Origin of the sequence: Paenibacillus cymbidii (assembly GCF_004764705.1) — a bacterium.
In the GTDB taxonomy this organism is placed as follows: Bacteria; Bacillota; Bacilli; order Paenibacillales; family NBRC-103111; genus Paenibacillus_AN; species Paenibacillus_AN cymbidii.
Map to the genome: position 1 here is coordinate 48736 of NZ_SHLX01000011.1, position 21292 is coordinate 70027.

General features: G+C 62.8%; 17 protein-coding genes. All 17 read left to right on the forward strand.

What is annotated here, in order from left to right; genetic code table 11:
• The first annotated feature begins 2 nt into the window (after nucleotides 1-2).
• The 17 genes from EXY20_RS16405 (at nucleotide 3) to EXY20_RS16485 (ending at nucleotide 21242) form a co-directional block, all read left to right on the forward strand.
• Complete coding sequence (locus EXY20_RS16405) at nucleotides 3-1346, forward strand: nucleotide sugar dehydrogenase (RefSeq protein WP_407944919.1); 1344 nt, start codon at nucleotides 3-5, stop codon at nucleotides 1344-1346.
• Nucleotides 1343-2683, forward strand: coding sequence for an oligosaccharide flippase family protein (locus EXY20_RS16410; RefSeq protein ID WP_135553057.1), 1341 nt, complete (start codon nucleotides 1343-1345; stop codon nucleotides 2681-2683). Before EXY20_RS16405 ends, EXY20_RS16410 begins: the two co-directional genes overlap by 4 nt.
• Nucleotides 2684-2785: 102 nt before the next feature.
• Nucleotides 2786-4111, forward strand: coding sequence for an O-antigen ligase family protein (locus EXY20_RS16415; RefSeq protein ID WP_135553060.1), 1326 nt, complete (start codon nucleotides 2786-2788; stop codon nucleotides 4109-4111).
• Nucleotides 4056-5252: a glycosyltransferase gene (locus tag EXY20_RS16420; RefSeq protein WP_135553062.1), complete on the forward strand. Its 1197-nt coding sequence runs from the start codon at nucleotides 4056-4058 to the stop codon at nucleotides 5250-5252. The genes EXY20_RS16415 and EXY20_RS16420 overlap by 56 nt, the downstream gene beginning before the upstream one ends.
• A complete protein-coding gene (locus EXY20_RS16425) occupies nucleotides 5249-6226 on the forward strand; it encodes an NAD-dependent epimerase/dehydratase family protein (RefSeq protein ID WP_135553064.1) in 978 nt (325 codons plus the stop codon). The genes EXY20_RS16420 and EXY20_RS16425 overlap by 4 nt, the downstream gene beginning before the upstream one ends.
• A complete protein-coding gene (locus tag EXY20_RS16430; protein ID WP_328592545.1) occupies nucleotides 6216-7403 on the forward strand; it encodes a DegT/DnrJ/EryC1/StrS family aminotransferase in 1188 nt (395 codons plus the stop codon). Before EXY20_RS16425 ends, EXY20_RS16430 begins: the two co-directional genes overlap by 11 nt.
• A 6-nt stretch (nucleotides 7404-7409) precedes the next feature.
• Nucleotides 7410-8078, forward strand: a complete 669-nt coding sequence (locus EXY20_RS16435) for a sugar transferase (RefSeq protein ID WP_135553066.1) — start codon at nucleotides 7410-7412, stop codon at nucleotides 8076-8078.
• Nucleotides 8079-8387: 309 nt separating this feature from the next.
• Nucleotides 8388-9011 (forward strand): sugar transferase, encoded by a 624-nt coding sequence (locus EXY20_RS16440; RefSeq protein WP_135553068.1) that lies wholly within the window; start codon nucleotides 8388-8390, stop codon nucleotides 9009-9011.
• Nucleotides 9012-9023: 12 nt separating this feature from the next.
• Entirely contained in the window at nucleotides 9024-10124 is a 1101-nt protein-coding gene (locus tag EXY20_RS16445) for a lipid II:glycine glycyltransferase FemX (RefSeq protein ID WP_167859291.1), read from the forward strand.
• A 56-nt stretch (nucleotides 10125-10180) separates the two neighbouring features.
• On the forward strand, nucleotides 10181-11359 hold the full coding sequence (locus EXY20_RS16450) for a DegT/DnrJ/EryC1/StrS family aminotransferase (protein ID WP_328592550.1): 1179 nt from the start codon (nucleotides 10181-10183) through the stop codon (nucleotides 11357-11359).
• 11 nt (nucleotides 11360-11370) lie between these two features.
• Nucleotides 11371-11550, forward strand: a complete 180-nt coding sequence (locus EXY20_RS16455; RefSeq protein WP_135553074.1) for a hypothetical protein — start codon at nucleotides 11371-11373, stop codon at nucleotides 11548-11550.
• A gap of 19 nt (nucleotides 11551-11569) precedes the next feature.
• Complete coding sequence (locus EXY20_RS16460; protein ID WP_135553076.1) at nucleotides 11570-12697, forward strand: acyltransferase family protein; 1128 nt, start codon at nucleotides 11570-11572, stop codon at nucleotides 12695-12697.
• A 39-nt stretch (nucleotides 12698-12736) separates the two neighbouring features.
• Nucleotides 12737-15010: a glycosyltransferase gene (locus EXY20_RS39000; protein WP_167859292.1), complete on the forward strand. Its 2274-nt coding sequence runs from the start codon at nucleotides 12737-12739 to the stop codon at nucleotides 15008-15010.
• A gap of 58 nt (nucleotides 15011-15068) precedes the next feature.
• A complete protein-coding gene (locus tag EXY20_RS16470) occupies nucleotides 15069-16130 on the forward strand; it encodes an acyltransferase family protein (protein ID WP_167859293.1) in 1062 nt (353 codons plus the stop codon).
• A 5-nt stretch (nucleotides 16131-16135) separates the two neighbouring features.
• Nucleotides 16136-16942 (forward strand): polysaccharide deacetylase family protein, encoded by an 807-nt coding sequence (locus EXY20_RS16475; RefSeq protein ID WP_135553082.1) that lies wholly within the window; start codon nucleotides 16136-16138, stop codon nucleotides 16940-16942.
• 32 nt (nucleotides 16943-16974) lie between these two features.
• On the forward strand, nucleotides 16975-20184 hold the full coding sequence (locus tag EXY20_RS16480; RefSeq protein WP_135553084.1) for a heparinase II/III domain-containing protein: 3210 nt from the start codon (nucleotides 16975-16977) through the stop codon (nucleotides 20182-20184).
• A 59-nt stretch (nucleotides 20185-20243) separates the two neighbouring features.
• Nucleotides 20244-21242: a hypothetical protein gene (locus EXY20_RS16485; RefSeq protein WP_135553086.1), complete on the forward strand. Its 999-nt coding sequence runs from the start codon at nucleotides 20244-20246 to the stop codon at nucleotides 21240-21242.
• Nucleotides 21243-21292 lie beyond the last annotated feature (50 nt).

Sequence of the window (21292 nt, forward strand, 5' to 3'; positions counted from 1 at the left end):
TCATGAGCGTTACAGCGGCCAAAATGTCGTTTTCCCCGCTGGAAGAGCAATTGATGAACAAACTGCAATCGCGGCGCGCCGTCATCGGCGTCGTCGGGCTCGGATATGTCGGGCTGCCGCTGGCCGTGGAGAAAGCGAAAGCTGGCTTTCGCGTCATCGGCTTCGATGTGCAGGCGGGCAAGGTCGATATGGTCAACCAGGGGATCAACTATATCGGCGATGTCGTCGACGACGACTTGCGGCAGATGGTGAAAGCGAAACGGATCAAGGCGACCGCCGAATATTCGTTTCTCGCCGGCGTCGACGCCGTGGCGATCTGCGTGCCGACGCCGCTCGACATTTACCAGCAGCCGGATACGAGCTACGTTGAAATGTCGACGCGCGAAATCGCCAAGCATCTGCACCCGGGCATGTTGGTCGTGCTCGAAAGCACGACGTATCCGGGCACGACGGAGCAGCTCGTCAAGCCGATTCTCGAATCGTCCGGCCTGCGCTGCGGCATCGACTTCTTCCTGGCGTATTCGCCGGAGAGGATCGACCCCGGAAACAAGCAGTTCAAGACGAAGAACACGCCAAAGGTGGTCGGCGGTGTGACGCCCGTCTGCACGCGCGTCGCTTCGACGATGTACCGCGCCGTGCTCGACGGAGAAGTGCACGAAGTGGAAAGCCCGGCGGTGGCGGAGATGGAAAAAATTTTCGAAAACACGTTCCGCAACATCAACATCGCGCTGGCCAACGAGATGGCAATCCTGTGCAACCGGATGGGCATCAACGTGTGGGACGTGATCGACGCGGCCAAAACGAAGCCGTACGGCTTCATGGCGTTTTATCCCGGGCCGGGCCTGGGAGGTCACTGCATCCCGATCGATCCGTTTTACCTGACGTGGAAAGCGCGCGAATACAACTACCACACCCGGCTGATCGAGCTGGCCGGCGAAATCAACAATAGCATGCCGGAGTTTGTCGTCGAACGGATCGCCTTCATCCTGAACGAAGAGAAGAAGGCGATCAACGGTTCGCGCGTGCTGCTGCTCGGTCTCGCCTACAAGCGCGACATCGACGACATCCGCGAATCGCCCGTGCTGAAAATTATCGACGATTTGCTGCGGCGCGGAGCCGATTTCGCTTACCACGATCCGTTCGTTGCCCGCTGCCAGCACGGCGGCGCCGCGTACGAATCGCAGCCCTTGACGAAACAAACGCTGGAGGCGGCCGACATCGTCGTCATTACGACCGACCACTCCGACACCGACTACGAGCTTGTCCGCCATCATGCCGCCGTCCTGTTCGATACGCGCAACGCGATGAAAGGCCGGGCGGTGGCGGGCAAATATTACCGGCTATGACGACGGCGAAGCGGAAGATCGGCTTTGCCGGCAATAGCGCGCTCGTTGCGCTGCGGCAAGTGGCCGGAGTCGCGATCGGCTTCGCGGCCACTGTCGTTACCGCCCGCTACCTGGGCGCGGCCGGGCAAGGCACGTATGCGCTGGCGCTGCTTTTGCCGACGCTGCTTGCGACGTGTTTGACATGCGGCATCGATGCCGCAACGGTGTTCTACACCGGCAAGGACGCCTACAAGCCGGCGACCGTCTACAAGACGAATCTCGTTTCGGCGTTTGCGCTCAGCGCCTTGTCGCTGTTGATCGGCTGCCTGGTCGTACTGCTGTTCGGCCGCGAGCTGTTCGCCGGCGCGACCCGGCTGCAGCTGCTGCTGGCGCTGGCGGCGGTGCCGCAGCTGCTGTTCGGCACGCTGCTCGGCGGCATCCTCCAGGGCATGCAGGATTTCAAGCGGCTTGCCGGAGCCGCGTTCGCCAGCCAACTGCTCGGGCTGGCGCTGCTCCTCGCCGCGACCGCCTGGCTGCACTGGGGCGTTGCCGGCGCGATCGCCGCTTACGCGGGAGGACAGTGCGCGCTGTTCCTGCTCGTGCTTGCCGCCATACGCCGCGTTTACGGGCTGCGGATGAAGGACGGCAGCGTCGACCGCAAGCTGATGAAGCAATCGTTCATCTACGGCGGCAAGGAGCATGTCAGCAACATGCTGACGTTCCTCAATTACCGCGCCGATTTGTTCATGATCGCCTTTTTTATCGGCTCTTCGGCGGCCGGCGTGTACACGATCACCGTCGCCGTCGCCGAACAGCTCTGGTTCGTTTCGCGGGCGGTGTCGCTCGTGCTGTTCCCGCGCATCTCGGCGGCCGGCGGCGATGCGGAGCGCAACCTGCTGACGTCGGCCGTCGGCCGCATCGTGCTGGCGCTGACGCTTGCGTTCGCCGTCGTGACGGCCGTTCTGGCCAAGCCGTTCATCGGCTTCGCCTTCGGCCATGAATTTGCCGCCGGCGGGCTGGCGCTGCAATTGCTCTTGCCCGGCATCGTCGCCGGTTCGCTCGAGCGGGTGCTGTCGCACGACATTTCCGGCCGGGGCAAACCCGAAATCAGCATGTACGTGTCGATGGTGACGGTCGTATGCAACCTGGCGCTGAACGTGCTGCTGGTGCCGAAATACGGCATCGCCGGCGCGGCGGCGGCCACTTCGACGGCGTACATCGTCAGCTTCGCCGTCAAGATCGTCATTTTCAAACGGCTGACCGGCTTGCGTTACCACGAATTTATGGTTGTGCAGCGCGAAGACTGGCAGAAGGCGGCAGGCTTCATTCGCAGCCGCGTGCGGCCGGCCTTGAAATAACCCCACAAAGTGAGGCTTATGCTTCGAAGCATATTCAGGTACTTTGCGGGGGCCCCGAAAACCTAACAATCTTTGGATTTGAAGAAAGCGGAGGTGCCGGCCATGTTGGTGGCGGATCGGCGGGTATGGATAGGAACGGGAGGAGTGGCGGCGCTGCTGGCGGCGATTGCGGCAGCCACACTGGCGAACGCGCTGCCGCTGCTGGCGGTGCTGGCCGGCGCGGCGCTGCTGCTGCTGGCGGTCATGCGGGCGCCGATCGTGCTGCTGATGGCTTATGTGGCGGTCATTCCGCTGGAGGACGGATTTTATGTGAACGGCATCGGTTCGGTGACCAAAATTTTCGGGCTGCTGTTCGCCGGGTTTTATTTGCTCACCCAGCTCAGACGGCTGCAAGTGAACGTCATTCCCGCCGGGGTATGGATCTGGTACGGCTGGGAGCTGCTCAGCCTCGTCTGGTCGGCGAATACGCATACGTCGATTTATTCCGTCAGCATGCTGGCGCAGCAATTTCTGATGGTGCTGCTTTTCGCCAACGTCGTCGCGCAGAACCCGAGGGCGCTGATGATGCTGCTGTGGACGTTTGCGGCTTCGAACGCCGTCATGTCCGTCTTCGGGATCAAAAATTTTCTCGCCGACCTCGATTCGTTGCTGGACCCCGGTCGCTACAATGCGTATCCGGGGCAAAGCGTGGCCCATTTTGCGGCGGTCATCATTCCGGCGGTGTTGTTCCTGGTGAACCGGGTGATGCAAACCCGAACGCAATCGGTTCGCGTGGCGGCGCTGGCGCTGCTGGCCCTGTGCGGCATGGGCGTGCTCGTCTCCGGCACGCGCAGCGCCTGGATCGGTGTCGTCGTTGCCCTTGCGTACATGCTCATGCAGCGGTTCACGTTCAAAAAAGCCGTGATGTTTGCGGTCGTGCTCGCGATGCTGGCGATCAGCATGGTGTATGTGCCGAAGCTGAACCAGCTCGTGACCGAACGTTCGTCTACGGCGGTCGAGTCGGGCGGGGCGGGGCGAACGGGCATCTGGTATGCCGGCCTTCATGCGTACATGCAGAGGCCAGTGCTCGGCTGGGGCGTCGGCAACTTCCGCAACGCCAAGCCGTTCCCGGATGAAATGCAGCGCGGCTCGCACAACATTTATTTGGGCGAGGCGGTGTCGACAGGCACGATCGGCCTGCTGATTTTGCTGGGCATGCTCGTTTCGCTGTACCGCTGGCCGGACGGGCACCGCTACGCCGTCATCGTTCGTTCGATGCTGATCGCTTACGCGGTGGAAGGGTTTTTCCTCGATATCGTCAATCGCAAATATTTGTGGTTCGCCATCGCGCTGGTGATCGGGCTGGGAGCCGCACGGAGGAAGGAGGTGCAAGATGAATCGGCCATTGAACGTTCTCTGGCTCACACAGTCGTACCCGACCGAACATGAGCCGGTCGGCGGCATTTTTCACCGTACGCAGGCAAGGGAGCTTGCCAGGCTCGGCGTCCGCGTCGACGTGGTGGCGCCGGTGCCGTGGGTGCCGCCGCTGCTGGGCGCGATGCGCGGCAAGTGGGCCCGCTACAAGGAGACGCCGCAGCAGTATCAGGACGGCGCCATTACCGTTCACCGGCCGCGTTATCTCGTCGTGCCGCGTTCGGATCGGCTGCTCGTGCCGCATCATCTGCTGCTCGCGCAGCGGCTGCGGGCGCTGGGCCTGCCGGCGCCCGATATTGTTCATGCCCATTTTGCTTACCCGTACGGCATGGCGGCGCTGCACATGAACGAGCTGTGGCGGGCGCCGACCGTACTGACGCTGCACGGCAGCGACGTCAATGTGTTTCCCGACGTGAACGGCCTCTCGCGCAAGCGGTTCGTCCGCGCCGTCACTGGACCGGACGCGGTGCTTGCGGTGAGCGGCGCGCTCGCCCGGCGCACGAAGCTACTCACCGGGCGCGAGCCGCTTGTGCGGCCGGTAGGCATCAACCTGCAGCCGTACCGCGAGCTGCCGGGCCGAACGGCGGCGCGCCGCCTGCTCGGGCTGCCGGAATCGAAGCGGCTTGTCCTTTACGTCGGCAACCTGCTGGAAGCCAAAGGCATCCGCGATTTGCTCGCAGCGCTGCTGCGGCTCGATGCCGAATATACGCGCGCCGTATTCGTCGGCGGCGGCCCGCTGCAAGGCGAGGTGGAGCGATGCCCGCTGGCCGTCGCCGCAGGCGTACAACCGAACGAACGCATTCCGCTATATATGGCGGCGGCCGACGTGCTGGTGCTGCCTTCTTATCGCGAAGGGCTGCCCACCGTGCTCGTGGAAGCGGGCGCGGCCCGGCTGCCGGTCGTGGCGACAAATGTCGGCGGCATTCCCGAGCTGCTGGAAGGCGGTCGCGGCGCCTGCGTGCCGACCGGCTCGCCCGGCGAGCTGGCGGACGCGATCCGCACCGCGCTGCTCGAGGGCGGTCCCGCCGTCATGCAGGCGGCGCGCCTGCAGCGGTACGTCGAAACCCATTACGACGCCGAACGCAACGCGGCCGATCTGCTCGCGCTGTACGAGCGGGTGCAGCAAACCCATTACACCCGGGAGGTGCATTCATGAAAGTATTGGTAACCGGAGGCGCGGGCTTCATCGGCTCCCACGTCGTGGAGGAGTTGATCGCGCACGGCGTGGAGACGTCGGTCGTCGACAATTTGTCGACGCCGGGCGGGGCCGGCCGGCTGCATGCGGCCGCCGCATTTTATCACGCCGACTTGCTTGGCAGCGGGCTGCGCGAAGCGTTCATCCGCGAACGGCCCGAATGCGTGATCCATCTTGCCGCCCAGATCGACGTGCAGACGTCGCTGCGAAGACCCGATTACGACGCGGACGTGAACATTGTCGGCACGATCCGGCTGCTCCAGCTGTGCGCCGAATTCGGCGTGCGCAAAATCGTCTACGCCTCGTCGGCCGCCGTGTACGGCGCGCCGTCTTATCTGGCGATCGACGAGCATCACCCGCTGAGGCCGCTTTCCTTCTACGGCATATCGAAGATGGCGCCGGAGCTGTACATCCAGACGTTCAGCGCGATTTACGGGATGACCTATACCATCCTGCGCTACGCCAACGTTTACGGTCCGCGCCAAAGCGCCAGCGGCGAAGCCGGCGTCGTGGCGATCTTCGCCGACCGGCTGCTGCACGGCGAAACGCCGGTCGTGTACGGCAACGGCGAACAAACGCGCGATTTCATCTGCGTCAAGGACGTGGCGGCGGCCAACTATTTGGCCATCGGGCGCGGCGATGGGGAAATCGTCAACATCGGCTGCAACCGGCAAACGTCGGTCAACCAGCTGGCGCTGCTGCTCAGCATGTCGATGGGCCGGCCGGTGCAGCCGGTTTACCGCACCAAGCGGTCCGGCGACATCGTGCACAGCCGGCTGCACAACGGCAAGGCGAAGCGCGTGCTCGGCTTCGAGCCGAAGTGGAACCTGCTCGAAGGGCTCCGGCTGACGGTCGCCCATTACAAGGAAACCATTCACGACAAGATGGACATCATTCCGCTCGAAAGGAGAGTCGTCGGATCGCATGAAACCTAATGCCGTGCGCAAGCTTGCACCCGAAGGCATGAACATCCCGTACGCGCTGCCTTACATCGGCGACGACGAAATCACCGAAGCCGTCGCCGCGATCCGCTCCAACTGGCTCAGCCGCGGCCCCCGAACGGGGCAATTCGAAGCGCAGTTCGCCGCTTACGCCGGCAGCCCGCATGCGATCGGGCTCAATTCGTGCACGGCCGGGCTTCATCTGGCCCAGCTCGCTTACGGCATCGGTCCCGGCGACGAGGTCATCACAACGCCGTATACGTTTGTCGCCACGGCCAATACGATCGTGCATTGCGGCGCAACGCCGGTATTCGTCGATATCGATCCGGCGACGATGAATCTCGATCCGGGGTTGCTCGAAGCGGCGATTACGCCGCGCACGAAAGCGATCGTTCCGGTCCATTTTGCCGGATATCCGTGCGAAATGGACGCCATTCTGGCGATTGCCGAGAAGCACCGCCTGATCGTCATCGAAGACGCCGCACACGCGGTGCATACGACGTACGGCGGCCGGATGGTCGGCAGCATCGGCCACGCCACCTGCTTCAGCTTCTACGCGACGAAAAACTTGACGACCGGCGAAGGCGGCATGGTGACGACGGCGGACGAGCAGATCGCCGACCGCATTCGTGCGATGAGCTTGCACGGCATGAACAAAAACGCCTGGAACCGCTATTCGGACAAAGGCACCTGGTATTACGAGGTCGAATTTGCCGGCTACAAATACAACATGACCGACATCCAGGCGGCGCTTGGCATGGTGCAGCTGGCCAAGCTGGAGCGCATGCACGAGCTGCGCTCCCGGTATGCGGCGATGTACAACGCCGCCTTCGCCGATCAGCCGGCGATCGTGCTTCCCGCCGATGCCGCCGGACACCGCCACGCCTGGCATCTGTACGTCATTCGCCTGAATTCGTGGATGCTGCGCATCGACCGCGCCGAATTTATCGGCTTGCTGAAGGAAGCGGGCATCGGCACGAGCGTGCATTTTATTCCGGTGCCGATGCAGCCGTACTACCGGAGGCTGGGGTACCGGCCGGAAGATTACCCGGCGGCGATGGAAGCCTACCGCGGAGCCGTATCGCTTCCGCTGTATCCGGGCATGACGGAGGAGCAGGTGCATTATGTGTGCGACGCGGTGCGATCGATTCTTGTCGGCAACCGGAGGTGAAGGGAGATGAAAGTTGCTGCGGATGCCTCGCGCGGCCGGCCCCCTTTGCCGCAGGCGAAACCGCGGGGAGCGGCGGGGCGCGCCTTCGCCAAGAGGGCGTTCGATTTGTCCGCCGCCGCTCTCGGCTTGCTGCTGCTGCTGCCGGTATTTGCCGTCATCGCGGCGATGATCAAGCTCGATTCGCCGGGGCCGGTGTTGTTTCGCCAGGAGCGTGTCGGCTTGCGCGGACGAACGTTTCGCATCTGCAAGTTCCGCACGATGAAGGCGCGGCCGGAGCCGGGCGGCACGCTCATTACGATCGGCCGCGACTCGCGGATCACCCGGATCGGCGCCGTGCTGCGCAAGTACAAGTTCGACGAGCTGCCGCAGCTGATCAACATCGCGCTCGGCCAGATGAGCTTCGTTGGCCCGCGTCCGGAAGTGCCGTACTACGTGAACATGTACAGCGAGGAACAATTGCGCGTCCTCGACGTGCGCCCGGGCCTCACGGACGACGCCTCGATCAAGTACAGCGACGAAAACGCGCTGCTTGCCGGCGTCAGCCATCCCGAGCGCGTCTACATCGAGCAGATTATGCCGGACAAGCTGCGCATCAATTTGCAGTATGTGGCCGAACCGTCGCTGCGCAAGGATCTGGAGATTATTTGGAAAACACTGGTTAAGCTGGTTTCCTGAAAAGTAGCGGAGGTGCGCCGGCGTTGCGTGGAACGGGAGCGTGGGGGGAATAAGGCGGAGAAACCGGCTTAAATCGCCGAGGGCAGCCGGGTCGGAGCGAATAAGGCGGAAAAACCGGCTTAAATCGCCGACAGCAGCCGTATCGGAGGAAATAAGGCGGAAAACCCGGCTTAAATCGCCGACGGCAGCCGTAACGGAGTGAATAAGACGGAAAAACCGGCTTAAATCGCCGACAGCAGCCGTATCGGAGCGAATGAGGCGGAAAAACCGGCTTAAATCGATGTTGTTCCGATGGAGGGAGGTGGCTTTATGGCGAATGGCAAGCGATATGCCAAATGGAAGCGCGGGTTCGACATCGCGGCGGCGCTGCTGCTGCTGCTTGCGGCCAGCCCGCTCATGCTGGCGGCGGCGCTGCTGATTCGCGTCAAGCTCGGCTCGCCGGTGCTGTTCCGGCAAGTTCGTCCCGGCAAGGATGCGGCGCCGTTCCGGCTGTACAAGTTTCGTACGATGACGGACGAAACGGACGCGCTGGGCCAGCCGCTTCCGGACGAGCGGCGGCTGACGCCGTTCGGTCTGCTGCTGCGCAAGACCAGCGTCGACGAGCTGCCGCAGCTGTTCAATGTGCTGCGGGGCGATATGAGCATCGTCGGCCCGCGGCCGCTGCTGATGCGGTACTTGCCCTTCTACAGCGAGCGGGAGAAGCTGCGGTTCCGCGTGCGGCCGGGCATCACCGGCCTGGCGCAAATATCGGGGCGCAACTATTTGTCATGGGACGAACGGTTCGAGTTTGACGCGCACTATGTCGAGTCGCTGACGCTTGCGCTCGACGTCAAAATCGTCTGGCTGACGATATGCCGCGTGCTGGCGCGCAAACAGGTGGCCGAAGCGCCCAGCCTGCTTCGCAAGGATCTCGACATCGAACGAGGGTTATAGGGAGGAATGAACGTGACTTACCGTTATGCCGTTGTTGGATCGGCCGAGCCGGATCGTTGGGGAGAAGCGCTGGACCGCGTTTGCGCCCACGATGTTTACGCGACGTCGTCCTATTGCGACATCTACGAAAAGAACGGCGAAGGAAGCGCCAAGCTTTTCGTTTACGAACAGGAGGACCGGATCGTCGTGTACCCGTTTCTGCTGCGTCCGCTGGCCGGTTTGCCGGCGTACGAGCGGCTGGCGCCGGGGGAGATGTGGTACGACGCGTCGACGCCTTACGGGTACGGCGGTCCGCTTACGAACGAAACCGATCTGCAGCGGCGCAAGGAGCTGCTCCGCCAATTCGACGCCGCCTTCGACCGGTATTGCCGGGAAACGCGCATCGTCTCCGAATTCGTGCGGTTTCATCCGCTGCTGCCGGAAGGCCTCGACTACGAGGCGGTGCAGCCGGCGTTCGTGCGCAACACGATTGCGATCGACCTGCGGGGAAGCGAGGAGGACATTCTGGCGGCCTATTCGCGCGACAACCGCAACCGGATCCGCCGGGCGCTCAAGGAAGGGCTGGCCGTCGTCCGTTCCGATCCCCGCCGCATGGACAACTTGCTGGCGCTGTATTACGGCACGATGGACAAGAAGGAAGCCAGCGACTACTACTACTTCAGCGAAACGTTTTTTCGCAACACGGTCGATTTCCTCGCTGGCCGCATCGAGCTGTTCGAAGTGACGTGCGACGGGCGCACGATCGCCTCCGCGCTGTTCATGCACGGCAGCCCTTATGCCCATTATCATTTGATGGGATCGGACAAGGCCTATCTGCGGTTCGCTCCGATCAACCTGCTTATTCACACCGCCGCCATGTGGCTGAAGTCGATTGGCTGCACCCATCTGCATTTGGGCGGCGGTTATACCGGCAACGACAATTTGTACCGGTTCAAGCGCAGCTTCAACGAACGGGAAGCCGTGTCGTTCCACGTCGGCACCCGGGTGCGCGACGCGGATAAATACCGTCTGCTTGCGGCAAACGTTCCAGGCGCGGCGGCTGCGGCGGACGGCTACTTCCCGGCATATCGGCGGATTGCCGAGGTTCCGGCTGAACTGGCGGCATCCGAGTAAGCGTTTGGAACGGCCTCAACAAGCACCACAATATAAAAAGGATCAGGTGAATGACGGTGGACTACGAGAATCGGATCTATTTGTCGCCTCCCCACATCGGCAGCGACGAGCTGCTGCTCGTAGGCGATGCGATCGCCACGAACTGGATCGCCCCGCTCGGTCCGCATGTCGAAGCGTTCGAGGCGGAGGCGGCCGCATGCGTCGGCGCAACCGGCGCGGTTGCGCTCAGCTCGGGCACGGCGGCGATCCATTTGGCCCTGCGCATTCTCGGCATCGGCAGCGGCGATGTGGTGTTCTGCTCCTCGCTCACGTTCGTGGCGAGCGCGAATCCGATATTGTACCAGGGAGCGATGCCGGTATTTATCGATTCGGAGCCGGAATCGTGGAACATGTCGCCGCCCGCGCTGGAGCGGGCGCTGCGCGATTACGCCGCGCGGGGAATGGTGCCGAAAGCGATCGTTGCGGTCAATCTGTACGGGCAAAGCGCCGACTACGACCGGCTGCTTGCCATCGCCGGCCGTTACGGCGTGCCGGTCGTCGAAGACGCGGCGGAATCGCTCGGCGCCACCTATCGCGGCCAAATGTCGGGCACGCTCGGCACGCTCGGCGTGTATTCGTTCAACGGCAACAAAATCATTACGACGTCAGGCGGCGGCATGCTCGTTTCGGACGACCCGAAGCTGCTGCGGGAAGCGCGTTTCCTCGCGGCGCAGGCCCGCGACCCGGCGGTCCACTACCAGCACAGCATGCTCGGCTACAATTACCGGCTCAGCAACGTGCTGGCGGCCATCGGGCGGGGGCAGCTCCGGCAGCTGGATGACCGGATCGAACGCAGGCGGGCGATTCACCGCCGGTACGAAGCGGCGCTGTCGCGTTATCCGGGCGTCGCCTTCATGCCGGAAGCGGCTTACGGCCGGAGCAACCGCTGGCTGACGACGATCACCGTCGATCCGGCGATTGCCGGCATTACGCGCGACACGATATTGCGCGAACTGACGGCGCGCAATATCGAAGCGCGGCCGGTGTGGAAGCCGCTGCATCTGCAGCCGCTGTTTGCCGGCGCGCCCAGCTTCGATCACGGCCCCGAAGGCAACACGGCGGAGCGGCTGTTCGATTGCGGCCTGTGTCTGCCTTCCGGATCGGGCCTGACGCCGGAGGAGCAGCAGCGCGTCATCGACGGCATCGCTTGCTGCCTGAGCGGCGCCGGCGCAGGCCGACTGGCCAGGAGAGATTAGGGGGGCGCAAGGTGGCGAAACGGTTCAGCAAGCAACAGGAACGAAGCTTGTTTCGCGAGTTGGAGGAATTTGTCCGTATGGCGCAGACGAGCCGGGCCCGCGAGATCAGCCCGTTCGTCGCCGACTTGAAGGACCGGCTGCTGAAGCATCTGGGGCGGGAAACGACGAATCGTGCGGCAGCCGGCAAATAGCAGAGGAGATGATACTGGTATGGCCAAACCGAAGGTGCTGCTCGACGAGCTGTTCATGCTGCGGAGCGTCGCTTGCCTCAGCATCCTGCTGCTGCACTGCATCGACCGCATTTATGACGATGCGGGCTCCGGGCTGCATATGTTCACCGTGCTGCTCACATTCGGCACACCGACGTTCGTGCTGATCTCGGAACTGATTTTGTCCCGCTCCTATCCCGAACGGACACCCAAGCGCTTCTGGGCGAAACGGCTGCAGTTTCTGCTGCTGCCCTACGTGCTGTTCGGCGTCTTCTATGCCGCGATGAAAGCGGCTGAACAAAGCGTGTCGGACGGAACGGCGTTCGCTCCGCTGTTCCGCGATCTGGCGCTGAGGCACGTGCTGTTGGGCGATTATCACGGCTACTTCATTATCATTATTTTCCAATTTTACTTGCTGCATATGCTGTTCCAACGCGTGATCGCCAAGCTTCATCCGGCGTTCGTACTGATCGGCGCGCTGTTGATCCAGGAGCTGTACCTGGCATTTTTCAACTTTACTTCCCCGATGGATATACCGAACGCGGCTTACATCTGGGACAAAGGGTACTGGCTGCCGTGCCTCGGCTGGCTGTTTTATTTTACCGTCGCCTACTATTGCGGCCGGCAGTACGACAAGATCAAGGAGTGGCTGCGCAGCCGCACGCTGACGCTGGGGTTGCTGACGATTGCTGCGGCCGCGCTGCCGGCCGGATTGCTCGCGAACGGGACGCTGCTGGCGGAATCGTCCAAACGCTTCGACATGCTGCCGTTTACGCTCGTGGCCGCCGCTTTCGTGCTGTCCTTGGCGCTTCGCCTGAAGCGGGTGCCGTCGCCGTTCGTCTGGATCAGCCGGTATTCGTTCGGCATTTATTTGTTCCACCCGCTATATTTGGCATTCCTGATCGTGGCGGTCAAAAAAGTGCCGATACTCGCGCACAATGTCCTTGGCGTCGTGTTCCTGTTCGCCGTGACGCTGCCGCTGTCGGTATTTTCCCTTTATGTGCTGAACAAGGTGAGCTGGGGGCCGTATTTGGTCGGCAAAGTCGGCATTGGCAGAGACGGGGAGGAAAAGCGGAAGAAAATAGTTGACACGATACATAATGTATCATATGATAGCGGTAAGATTTGATACATAATGTAACAACGGTAAAGGAAAGGAGCCTTCGTCATGAAAATTTGCCACCTGACATCGGTGCACCATTATCCCGATCCGCGCATCTTTTTCAAGCAATGCCGTTCGCTAGCCGCATTTGGCCATGAGGTTCATCTGGTAACGACCGGCGCGGAAGACGGCGAGCGGGACGGGGTGCGCGTGCACGGGGTCGCGGCGGCGAAAGGCGGCAGGCTGTCGCGGTTCACCGGGACGATGCGGCGCGTATACCGCGAAGCGATCCGCATCGACGCCGACGCGTATCACTTTCACGATCCGGAGCTGATTCCGGTCGGGCTGCTGCTGAAGCGGCGGGGCAAAGCGGTGCTGTACGACGTGCACGAAGACGTTCCGCGCGACATCATGCTCAAGAAGTGGATTCCGCGGCCGATTCGCGGCCTTGTCAGCGCCGGCGTCGCCCGGCTGGAGGCGTTTGCGGCGCGGCGGTTCGACGCTATCGTGACGGCGACGCCGAAGATCAACGAGCGGTTCCAGACGTACAACCCGCGTTCGGTCAACCTCAACAATTTTCCGCTGCTGGAGGAGTTGAAGTTTACCGGCGAATTTTCCGACAAACGTGATGATACAATTTGTTACGTCGGATATATTACGGAAATCCGCGGTATTTTCCAGATGGTGGAAGCCGTGGGCAAAGCGGAGGCGCGGCTGCTGCTTGGCGGCAAGTTTTCGTATCCGGAAGAGCGGCGGCGCGCCGGCGAGCTGCCGGGCTGGGAGCGGGTCGAGTATATCGGCTGGCTCGGGCGCGACGAAGTGGCGCGGACATTGTCCGCAGCCAGCGCCGGGCTTGTCGTGCTGCACCCGACGGATACGTTCGTCGAATCGCTGCCGGTCAAGCTGTTCGAATACATGGCGGCCGGCATCCCGGTGATCGCCTCGCATTTTCCGCTCTGGAAACAAATCGTCGAAGGAAGCGACTGCGGCATTTGCGTCGATCCGCTGAACGCGGACGACATCGCCTGGGCGATCCGCCGCATCGTCGCCAATCCGGAAGAGGCGCGGCGGCTTGGGCGCAACGGCAGGGAAGCGGCCGAACGGCGGTACAACTGGGAACAGGAAGCGCTCAAGCTGCGGCGGCTGTACGACCATTTGCAGGCGCGGCTCGGCGGCGGCGCGGAAACGAGCGGCGAAGCCGAACGGGAAGTTGCGGCGGTGTCCGCTTCGGCGCTGGAGCCGGGCGCCGCAACGGCCGGGCCGGCTCCGGCCAGTCCCGCCGTTACGGTGACGATTCCCGTGTTTAATGAAGCGAAGCACATTCGCGCCGCCCTGACGAGCGTGGCCCTTCAGGACTACTCCGGCCCGATCGAAATGGTAGTCGTCGACGGGGCTTCCACCGACGGCACGGCGGACATCGTCCGGGAAATCGCCGCCAGCCTGCCGCCTTCGCGCACGTTGCGGCTATTGCGCAACGAAAGCCGCCATATCCCGGTTTCGCTCAACATGGCTTGTGCGGCCGCCGGCGCCGACTTGCTGCTGCGGCTCGACGGCCATTCGATTGCGCCGCCGGGCTGGGTGCGCGAAACGGTGGCGACGCTGGCGCGGTTCGACTACAAAGGCGTCTGCGGCGGCAGATGGCAAATCGAACCCGGCGCCGATACGACGCAAGCGGCGGCGATTGCGGCCGGGGTCAGCCATCGCTTCGGCATCGGCGGCGCGTTATACCGCGTGCACGACGGCGGGGACAACGCGCTGCAGCATGTCGACACGGTGCCGTTCGGCTGTTTTGCGGCGGACGTCTGGCGCAAGCTGAACGGCTACGACGAAACGCTGCTTGCCGACGAGGACACCGACTTCAATTTCCGCGCGCGGCAAAAAGGGCTTCCGATGACGCTCAACCCGGCGATCGTGTTCCGCTATTTTGCCCGGCCGACGCTGCGTGCGCTCGGGAAGCAGTACGGCCGCTACGGCTTCTGGTCGGCCAAGTCGCTGCTCAAGCACAAGCGGCCGCCTTCGCCGCGCAAGCTGGCGCCGATCGGCCTGATTGCCGCGCTTGCGGCATTGACCGCGCTCGATGTCCGGCTCGGCGCCGCGCTGCTGCTGCTGTACGCGGCGGCCGCGACCGGCGCGGCATGCGCGGAAGCCGCCGCGCGCGGCCGCGGACTCGTGTTTGCCTTGCGCCTGGCCTGCGTGTTCCCGGTGCTTCATTTCGCTTACGGGTTCGGCAATCTCGCCGGCTACTTGTCGGCCCTCCGCCCGCGGTTCGGACGCAAGTCCCGCATGCCGCATGCGGAAAGCGTCAGCGCGCGAGGTCGTTCCTCCGAAAGCAACCTGTAATGCGGTTCGCCTTCCTTTCGCAAGGCGGCGTCCGTTACATCTGTGGGAGGCGATATTCATGATTACGCCCGCAACGACCATGCAAAACCGCCTCGAAGAAATTGCGGCACTGCGCTGCATCGGCATCATTCTGGTCGTGCTCGGGCATTCGTTTCCGGTCGATCCCGGATCCGGTTCCGTCTGGATTTACCGCTATATCGGCAGCATCGATATGCCGCTGTTCATGTGCATTTCCGGCTACCTGTTCCGGTTTACCGGAGGAGCGAACCGCGATTTTCCGCACTTCGTCCGCAAGAAGGCGGTATTGCTGCTGATTCCCTACTTTGTGCTCAGCACGATCGCCTTCGTGCCGAAAGCGCTGCTCGGGGAACTGGCGCTGAGACCGGTTGCGATGAATGCGGAAGCGTACGCGCACAGCATGCTTTTCCCGCTCGACAATGCCGTCATCTACTTCTGGTACTTGCCGACGCTGTTCCTGATCTCGCTCTGCGGGCCGCTGTTGATTCGCACGCTGGCTTCGCGCCTTGCGATTGCGGCGATGACGGCCGCGCTGGTCTGGCTCGATCTCGCCCACCCGCTGGGAGGAGTCAAGCTGCTCGATCTGGCGGGCGTCGCCAGCTACCTGATTTTTTTCTGGATCGGCTGCGTGCTGGCCGCTTACCGCGAAACATGCGATTCCCTGTTCAAGCGCCGGCTGACGTTGGCCGTTTCGTTCGTTGCCATCTTGCTGCTCCACCTGATCCGGTCTTACTGGCACGCGGCCGCAGTCGATTTGCTGCTGTCGCTGTGCGGCATCGCGCTGGCGTTTGCGTTCGGCAAGTTATACGCGAGCAAAGGCTACAAGCTGTTCGCCTATCTGGACGGATTTACGTTTCAAATTTATTTGTTGTCCTGGTACTTCCAGTCGTTCGTTGAAGTGGCGCTTCACCGCGTTCTGCATGCGCCCGTCCCGGTCGTCATGCCGGCCATGTTTGTAGCCGGTTTGCTGCCTCCGGTATGGATCGCCAGATGGGTGGCGAAGCATAAGCCCGCGCTGGGCGTGCTGATCGGGATGAAAACGAAAGCCCGGGCGAAACCCGTATATGAACGGGCGATCCCTTTATTGTTGAAGAAGGAGTAGCGGCCATGTTGATTGCGCTGATGTATCACGACGTGCTTGCCGGCACGGAAACAAGCGGCTTTGCGGGTGCGGACGCCGACAGCTACAAGCTGACCGGCGCGTTGTTCCGGTCGCATCTTGCCGCGATCGGCCAGACGTCCGGAACGAAACCGCTGACCGCAACCGGCCGTTTGCTCCACAGCGGCGATTGGGCGGCCCATACGCGCGAAACCAGGCATCGCGTGTTGTTCACCTTCGACGACGGCGGCATTAGCGCGTATTCGCTTATCGCCGATCGGCTCGAGGAGAAAGGCTGGCGCGGCTGCTTCTTCGTCACGACCGATTATATCGGCCGACCCGGCTTTCTGACGAAGGCGCACATTCGCGAGCTGCATGTCCGCGGGCATACGATCGGCGCTCATTCCCGCTCGCATCCGGGCCGGTTCGCCGATTGCGGCGAGCAGCGGCTGCTGGCGGAGTGGGGCGGCAGCGCCGGGGCGCTGGCCGACATCGTCGGCGAAGCGGTGCTGGCGGCCTCGGTGCCCGGCGGCCATTACGCCCGCCGCGTGGCGATCGCCGCCGAAGCGTCGGGCATTCGCGCGCTGTTCACGTCCGAGCCGACGGTGTCGCTGACGCAAGTCGGCGCTTGTACGGTCATCGGCCGTTACGCGGTCAAACGGCAGACGTCGGCGGCCGAAGCGGCCGCCATCGCGGTCGGCCGGGAGCTGCCGCGACTGCGTCAGTACGCGCTGTGGAACGCCAAAAAAGTGCTCAAGCTGGCGTTCGGTCCCGTTTATCTGAAAGCGCGGAAAACGTTTCTGGCTTCCAAATAGCGCCGCCACCGCGGTAGAAAGCTGAGTGTCCCATGTGGGCGTTCCTTACCCAATACCGTTTGGCCGCGATGACGGCGGCAGCGGTTGCGGCGCTATTGGCGGCGCTGCTGATGAGCAAACATACGGACGGCGCCGTCCCAGCGGGCGAGCCGGTCAAATCGGCGAGCACCTTCTACACCGCCGCTAAAATAACGGCCGCCCGCGACAATATCGCCCAGTTCGCATGGGCCCGCAGCATGCGCGACGCCGCCGTCGCCAAGGCGGACCGGTACGCGGCGCTCGGCTACGAGTTTCTGTGGAGCGTCATTACGCCGCAGAGCGTGCCGCGCAGCTATGCCGTGAACGAGGAAGCGGGCAGCCCGGTCGCCGGGCACGACATCGACGCTTATGGCGACTATCCGTACCAGACCGACCCCGCCGGCAACCCGTGGAAAATCGTCGACCCGTCCAGCGGCTATCAATTTCCGACCAACGACTATGCGGCTTATTACCAAAGCGGTCTAAACGACAGCGGCCTGTTCGACCCCGCCCTGGCCGATCGCAGCTTGCTGGTCAATACGCTGTATCCGGACAAAGGAGCAGACTGGGGCGTCGACGACGGCAGCGGTTGGACCGACGGGGACGGCAACAAGTTCATGTTCGTCGCTTATTACAACCACTGGGGAGTCTGGCGCGATTTTGTCGAACCCGCGCTGACCAGCCTGCGCGACGCTTATTTGTACACCGGCAACGACAAATACGCCCAGGCCGGGCTCGTCATGCTCGACCGCATCGCCGATGTGTATCCGGCAATGGACGTGTCCGCTTACAAGTGGGAGGACGGGTACAAAAACTCGCACGGCTTGACCGGCCAGGGCAAAATTCTCGGCTCGATCTGGGAAGGGCTGTTCATTCGCGAAGTAATCGCCAGCTACGACGCGTTCTTCCCGGCGCTGCGCGACGATGCGGCGGCGGTCGCCTTCCTGAAGGCGAAGGCGCGCACGCTGCGCCTCGATTCGGCCAAGGCGGACGCTCGGCAGATCAAGCTCGATGTCGAAAACGGGCTGCTCCGGCAAATTTATCCCGCCGTGCAGAAGGCGCAAATTTACGGCAACGTCGGCTTTCATCAAAGCGCGCTGGCGATGGCCGCCGTCGTGCTGGACGATCCGGCGGAGAGCAAGAAGTGGATCGATTTTATTTTCCAGACGGGCGGGTTAAAAGGGGGCGGCAGAAGCGGCTACGTTGTGACGGGCGGAGGCCTGGCGCAGACGCTCGTCAGCGAAGTCGACCGCGACGGCTACGGCAGCGAGGCAAGCCCCGAATACAACTCGTATTGGCTGTCGAGCATCAAGGCGGTCGCCGACATTCTGGAAGGGTATAAACGGTACAAGGCCGTCGATTTGTACGGCCATCCGAAATTTCGCAAAATGTTCGGCGCCATGATCGACCTGATTATGGTCGGCCGGTTTACGGAGCAGATCGGCGACTCCGGATCGGTCGGCAATCCCGAATTGAAAATCGACAAGCAGCTGCTGGTCAAAGGGTTCGAAAAATACCGCGACCCGGTGCTGGCGCAGGCGGCATACTTTGCCAACGGCAACAAAACGAGCGGGCTGGTCAACGACATTTTCGCCTCCCGTCCGGACGAGCTGGAGCAAGCTATCGCGGCTGTCGTCAAGGAGCGCGGTTCGCTGAACTTGGCGAGCGTCAACCTGACCGGCTATGGCTTCGCCGCTTTGCGCGACGGCGCAACCGTATCGTCGCGCGACCGCAGCGCGGCCGGGGCAGATCGACAGCGCGACTTGTGGATGTACTTCGGCCGCAACGGCACCTCGCATGCGCACCGCGATTCGCTTAGCATCGGCTTGCATGCGTTTGGGCTCGATTTGGCCCCGGATATGGGGTATCCGTCTTATGCCGACAACAACGAGCTGTTGAAATATTGGGAAGGGAACACGATCAGCCACAATACCGTCGTCGTCAATCGTTCGCAGCAGCTTGGCAACCAGTGGACCGCGCTGCCGCAACACTACGACGATACGGGCATGGTGAAGCTGATCGATGTCGAAGCGCCGTCCGTTTACGCCGGCGTGTCGATGTACCGCCGCACGTCCGCGCTGATCCGGGTGGACGACGCGAACTCGTATGCGGTCGACTTCTTTCGCGTCCAGGGCGGCAGCGATCATCACTACAGCTTCCATGCCGCCGAAGCTTCCGCCGTGGCGACGGAGCATCTGTCGCTGACGAAGCAGGCGGGCGGCACCTATGCGGGAAGCGCCGTTCCTTATCGCGACCAGGCGTTCAACCGCGGTTCGACCAGCGGCTTCAACTACTTGACCCAGGTGCAGCGCGACAACGCGCCTTCGTCTTCGTTCAGCATCGACTGGACGATCAAGGACACGCGCGGCGTGCTGCTTAAAACGGCGGCGGACCCGGTTCATTTGCGCATGACGATGCTTGGCCCTGTCGACGACGTGGCGCTGGCGTCCGGCGAACCGCCGCAGAACAAGCCGGGCAACCCGGCCGGCCTGCCGTTCGTCATTGCGCATCGCGGAGGGACGAATGTGAGCAGCGCGTTTACGGCGGTGTTCGAGCCGTATCGCGGCAGCCGGTTCGTGCGCAGCGTTGCCGCCGCCGTTGTGAAGCGGGACGGCCGGCCGGTGGCGGATCTGGAAGCGCGGGCGGTCAAAGTGACGCTTGCCAGCGGCCGCGTCGATTATGTCGTCAGCGCGCTGCAGTCCGATGTTCTGTACACAATCGACGATAAAGTGCAATTCCAGGGCTCCTTCGGCGTTTATGCGGAAATGAACGGCAAACCGGCGTACGGCTACGTCGGCGACGGTACCCGGATCGGGCCGCTGGCGGCGCCGTATGTGACGACCGAAGCGCCGGCGCTGACCGGCACCGTTGTTGCTTTTACGAAGGAGCTGGCGACGAGCAACGCCGTGACGGTCGCCTTCGACCCGGCGCCCGGCGGCGCATCGCCGGAAAGCTTGCTGACGCGCAAGCCCGGCGTTTACGCTTCGCTCATCGTCGACAACGATCGGCAGCGCAACGCCGTTTATGCGGTTCGCGGCATGAAGGCGGCCGGCGAGGGCGGCGTGTATTCGCTCGATATCGGCGACGCGACGCTGGTTCGCGCCTGGCGCAACCCGGGCGATTTTGGCGCCGGATTCGTGTACGACATCGACGCCGGGGCGAAGCTTCGCCTGCCGCTGTCGGCCGAACGTTCGGCGCTGCCGGGCGGCGCCGGCGGCGAATAGCCGGCGGGCAAGGGTTAAGATAGGCGGCAACACCATCATTCGATCGCGGAGTTGATCCCATGACCATGCGGCGTTTAAAGAAATGGCTGCGGTACCGGCGCGACAGCCTGCAATGGACGTTTCGCAAAATGCGGCATTTCCGGCGGCGCTACCAGCCGCAGCTGACCCAGATCCCCACGTATGACGGTTCGGGGCAAACCGTACATCCTTGCGTGCTTTTTTTTCCGGAATCGTGGAAAGGGTATCGCTATTGGATGGCGTTTACGCCGTATCCGGACGGCAACGACCAGTTCGAAAATCCGTCCCTCGTCGTTTCGGGCGATGGCGTTCGTTGGTTCGTCCCTCCGGGCTTGCACAATCCGATCGTCGATACGCCGGGGGAGGCGGTCGACTTCCTGTCCGACCCGCATATTATGGTGCACGACGACGTCATGTACCTGATCTATCGCGAGCAGCTGCGCAGCGTGTCGCCGCCCGAAGAGCGCTGGTTCATGCTGACCTCGCGCGATGGCGTGTTGTGGGGAGAAAAGCGCGAGCTGTTTCGTTTTGAGAACAGCATCCATGTGTCGGCGTGTATGCTGCATGACGGCAAGCGGTTCGTGCTTTATTACGTCACTTACGGGCTGCGACGGTTCTATGCGATCGAGCGACGCACCTGCGCAGGCGATCCGACGGACGGCGCGAACTGGTCAGACCCGCAGCGGGTTGAGCTGGAGGGGCTGGAAAAAGGCGTCGATCCGTGGCATATCGAAGTGTTCCTGCAGCCGGAAGGGACGTGGGATATGCTGCTGACGACATGCACGGGCATCGGCGGCGTGGGCGGCCGGCTGCATTACGCCGCGAGCCGGGACGGTTTGTCGTGGCGCACCACGGAGCAGCCGTTTATCGAGCCGACGCATGCGTTCGACAGCCACTGGCATTACAAGGCGACCATGGTGCGCGTGCGCGAAGGCCGCTACAAGCTGTGGTATTCGGCCATGAGCGTACGAGGTACGTGGCACACGCTTTATTTGCAGGTTGTCAAACAAGGCAACTCGCTGGTGCCGGTGTCGAGGTGAGGGGGGAGTGAAATAAGCCATGTTTTATGGCTTATTTCGCTCCCAATGGG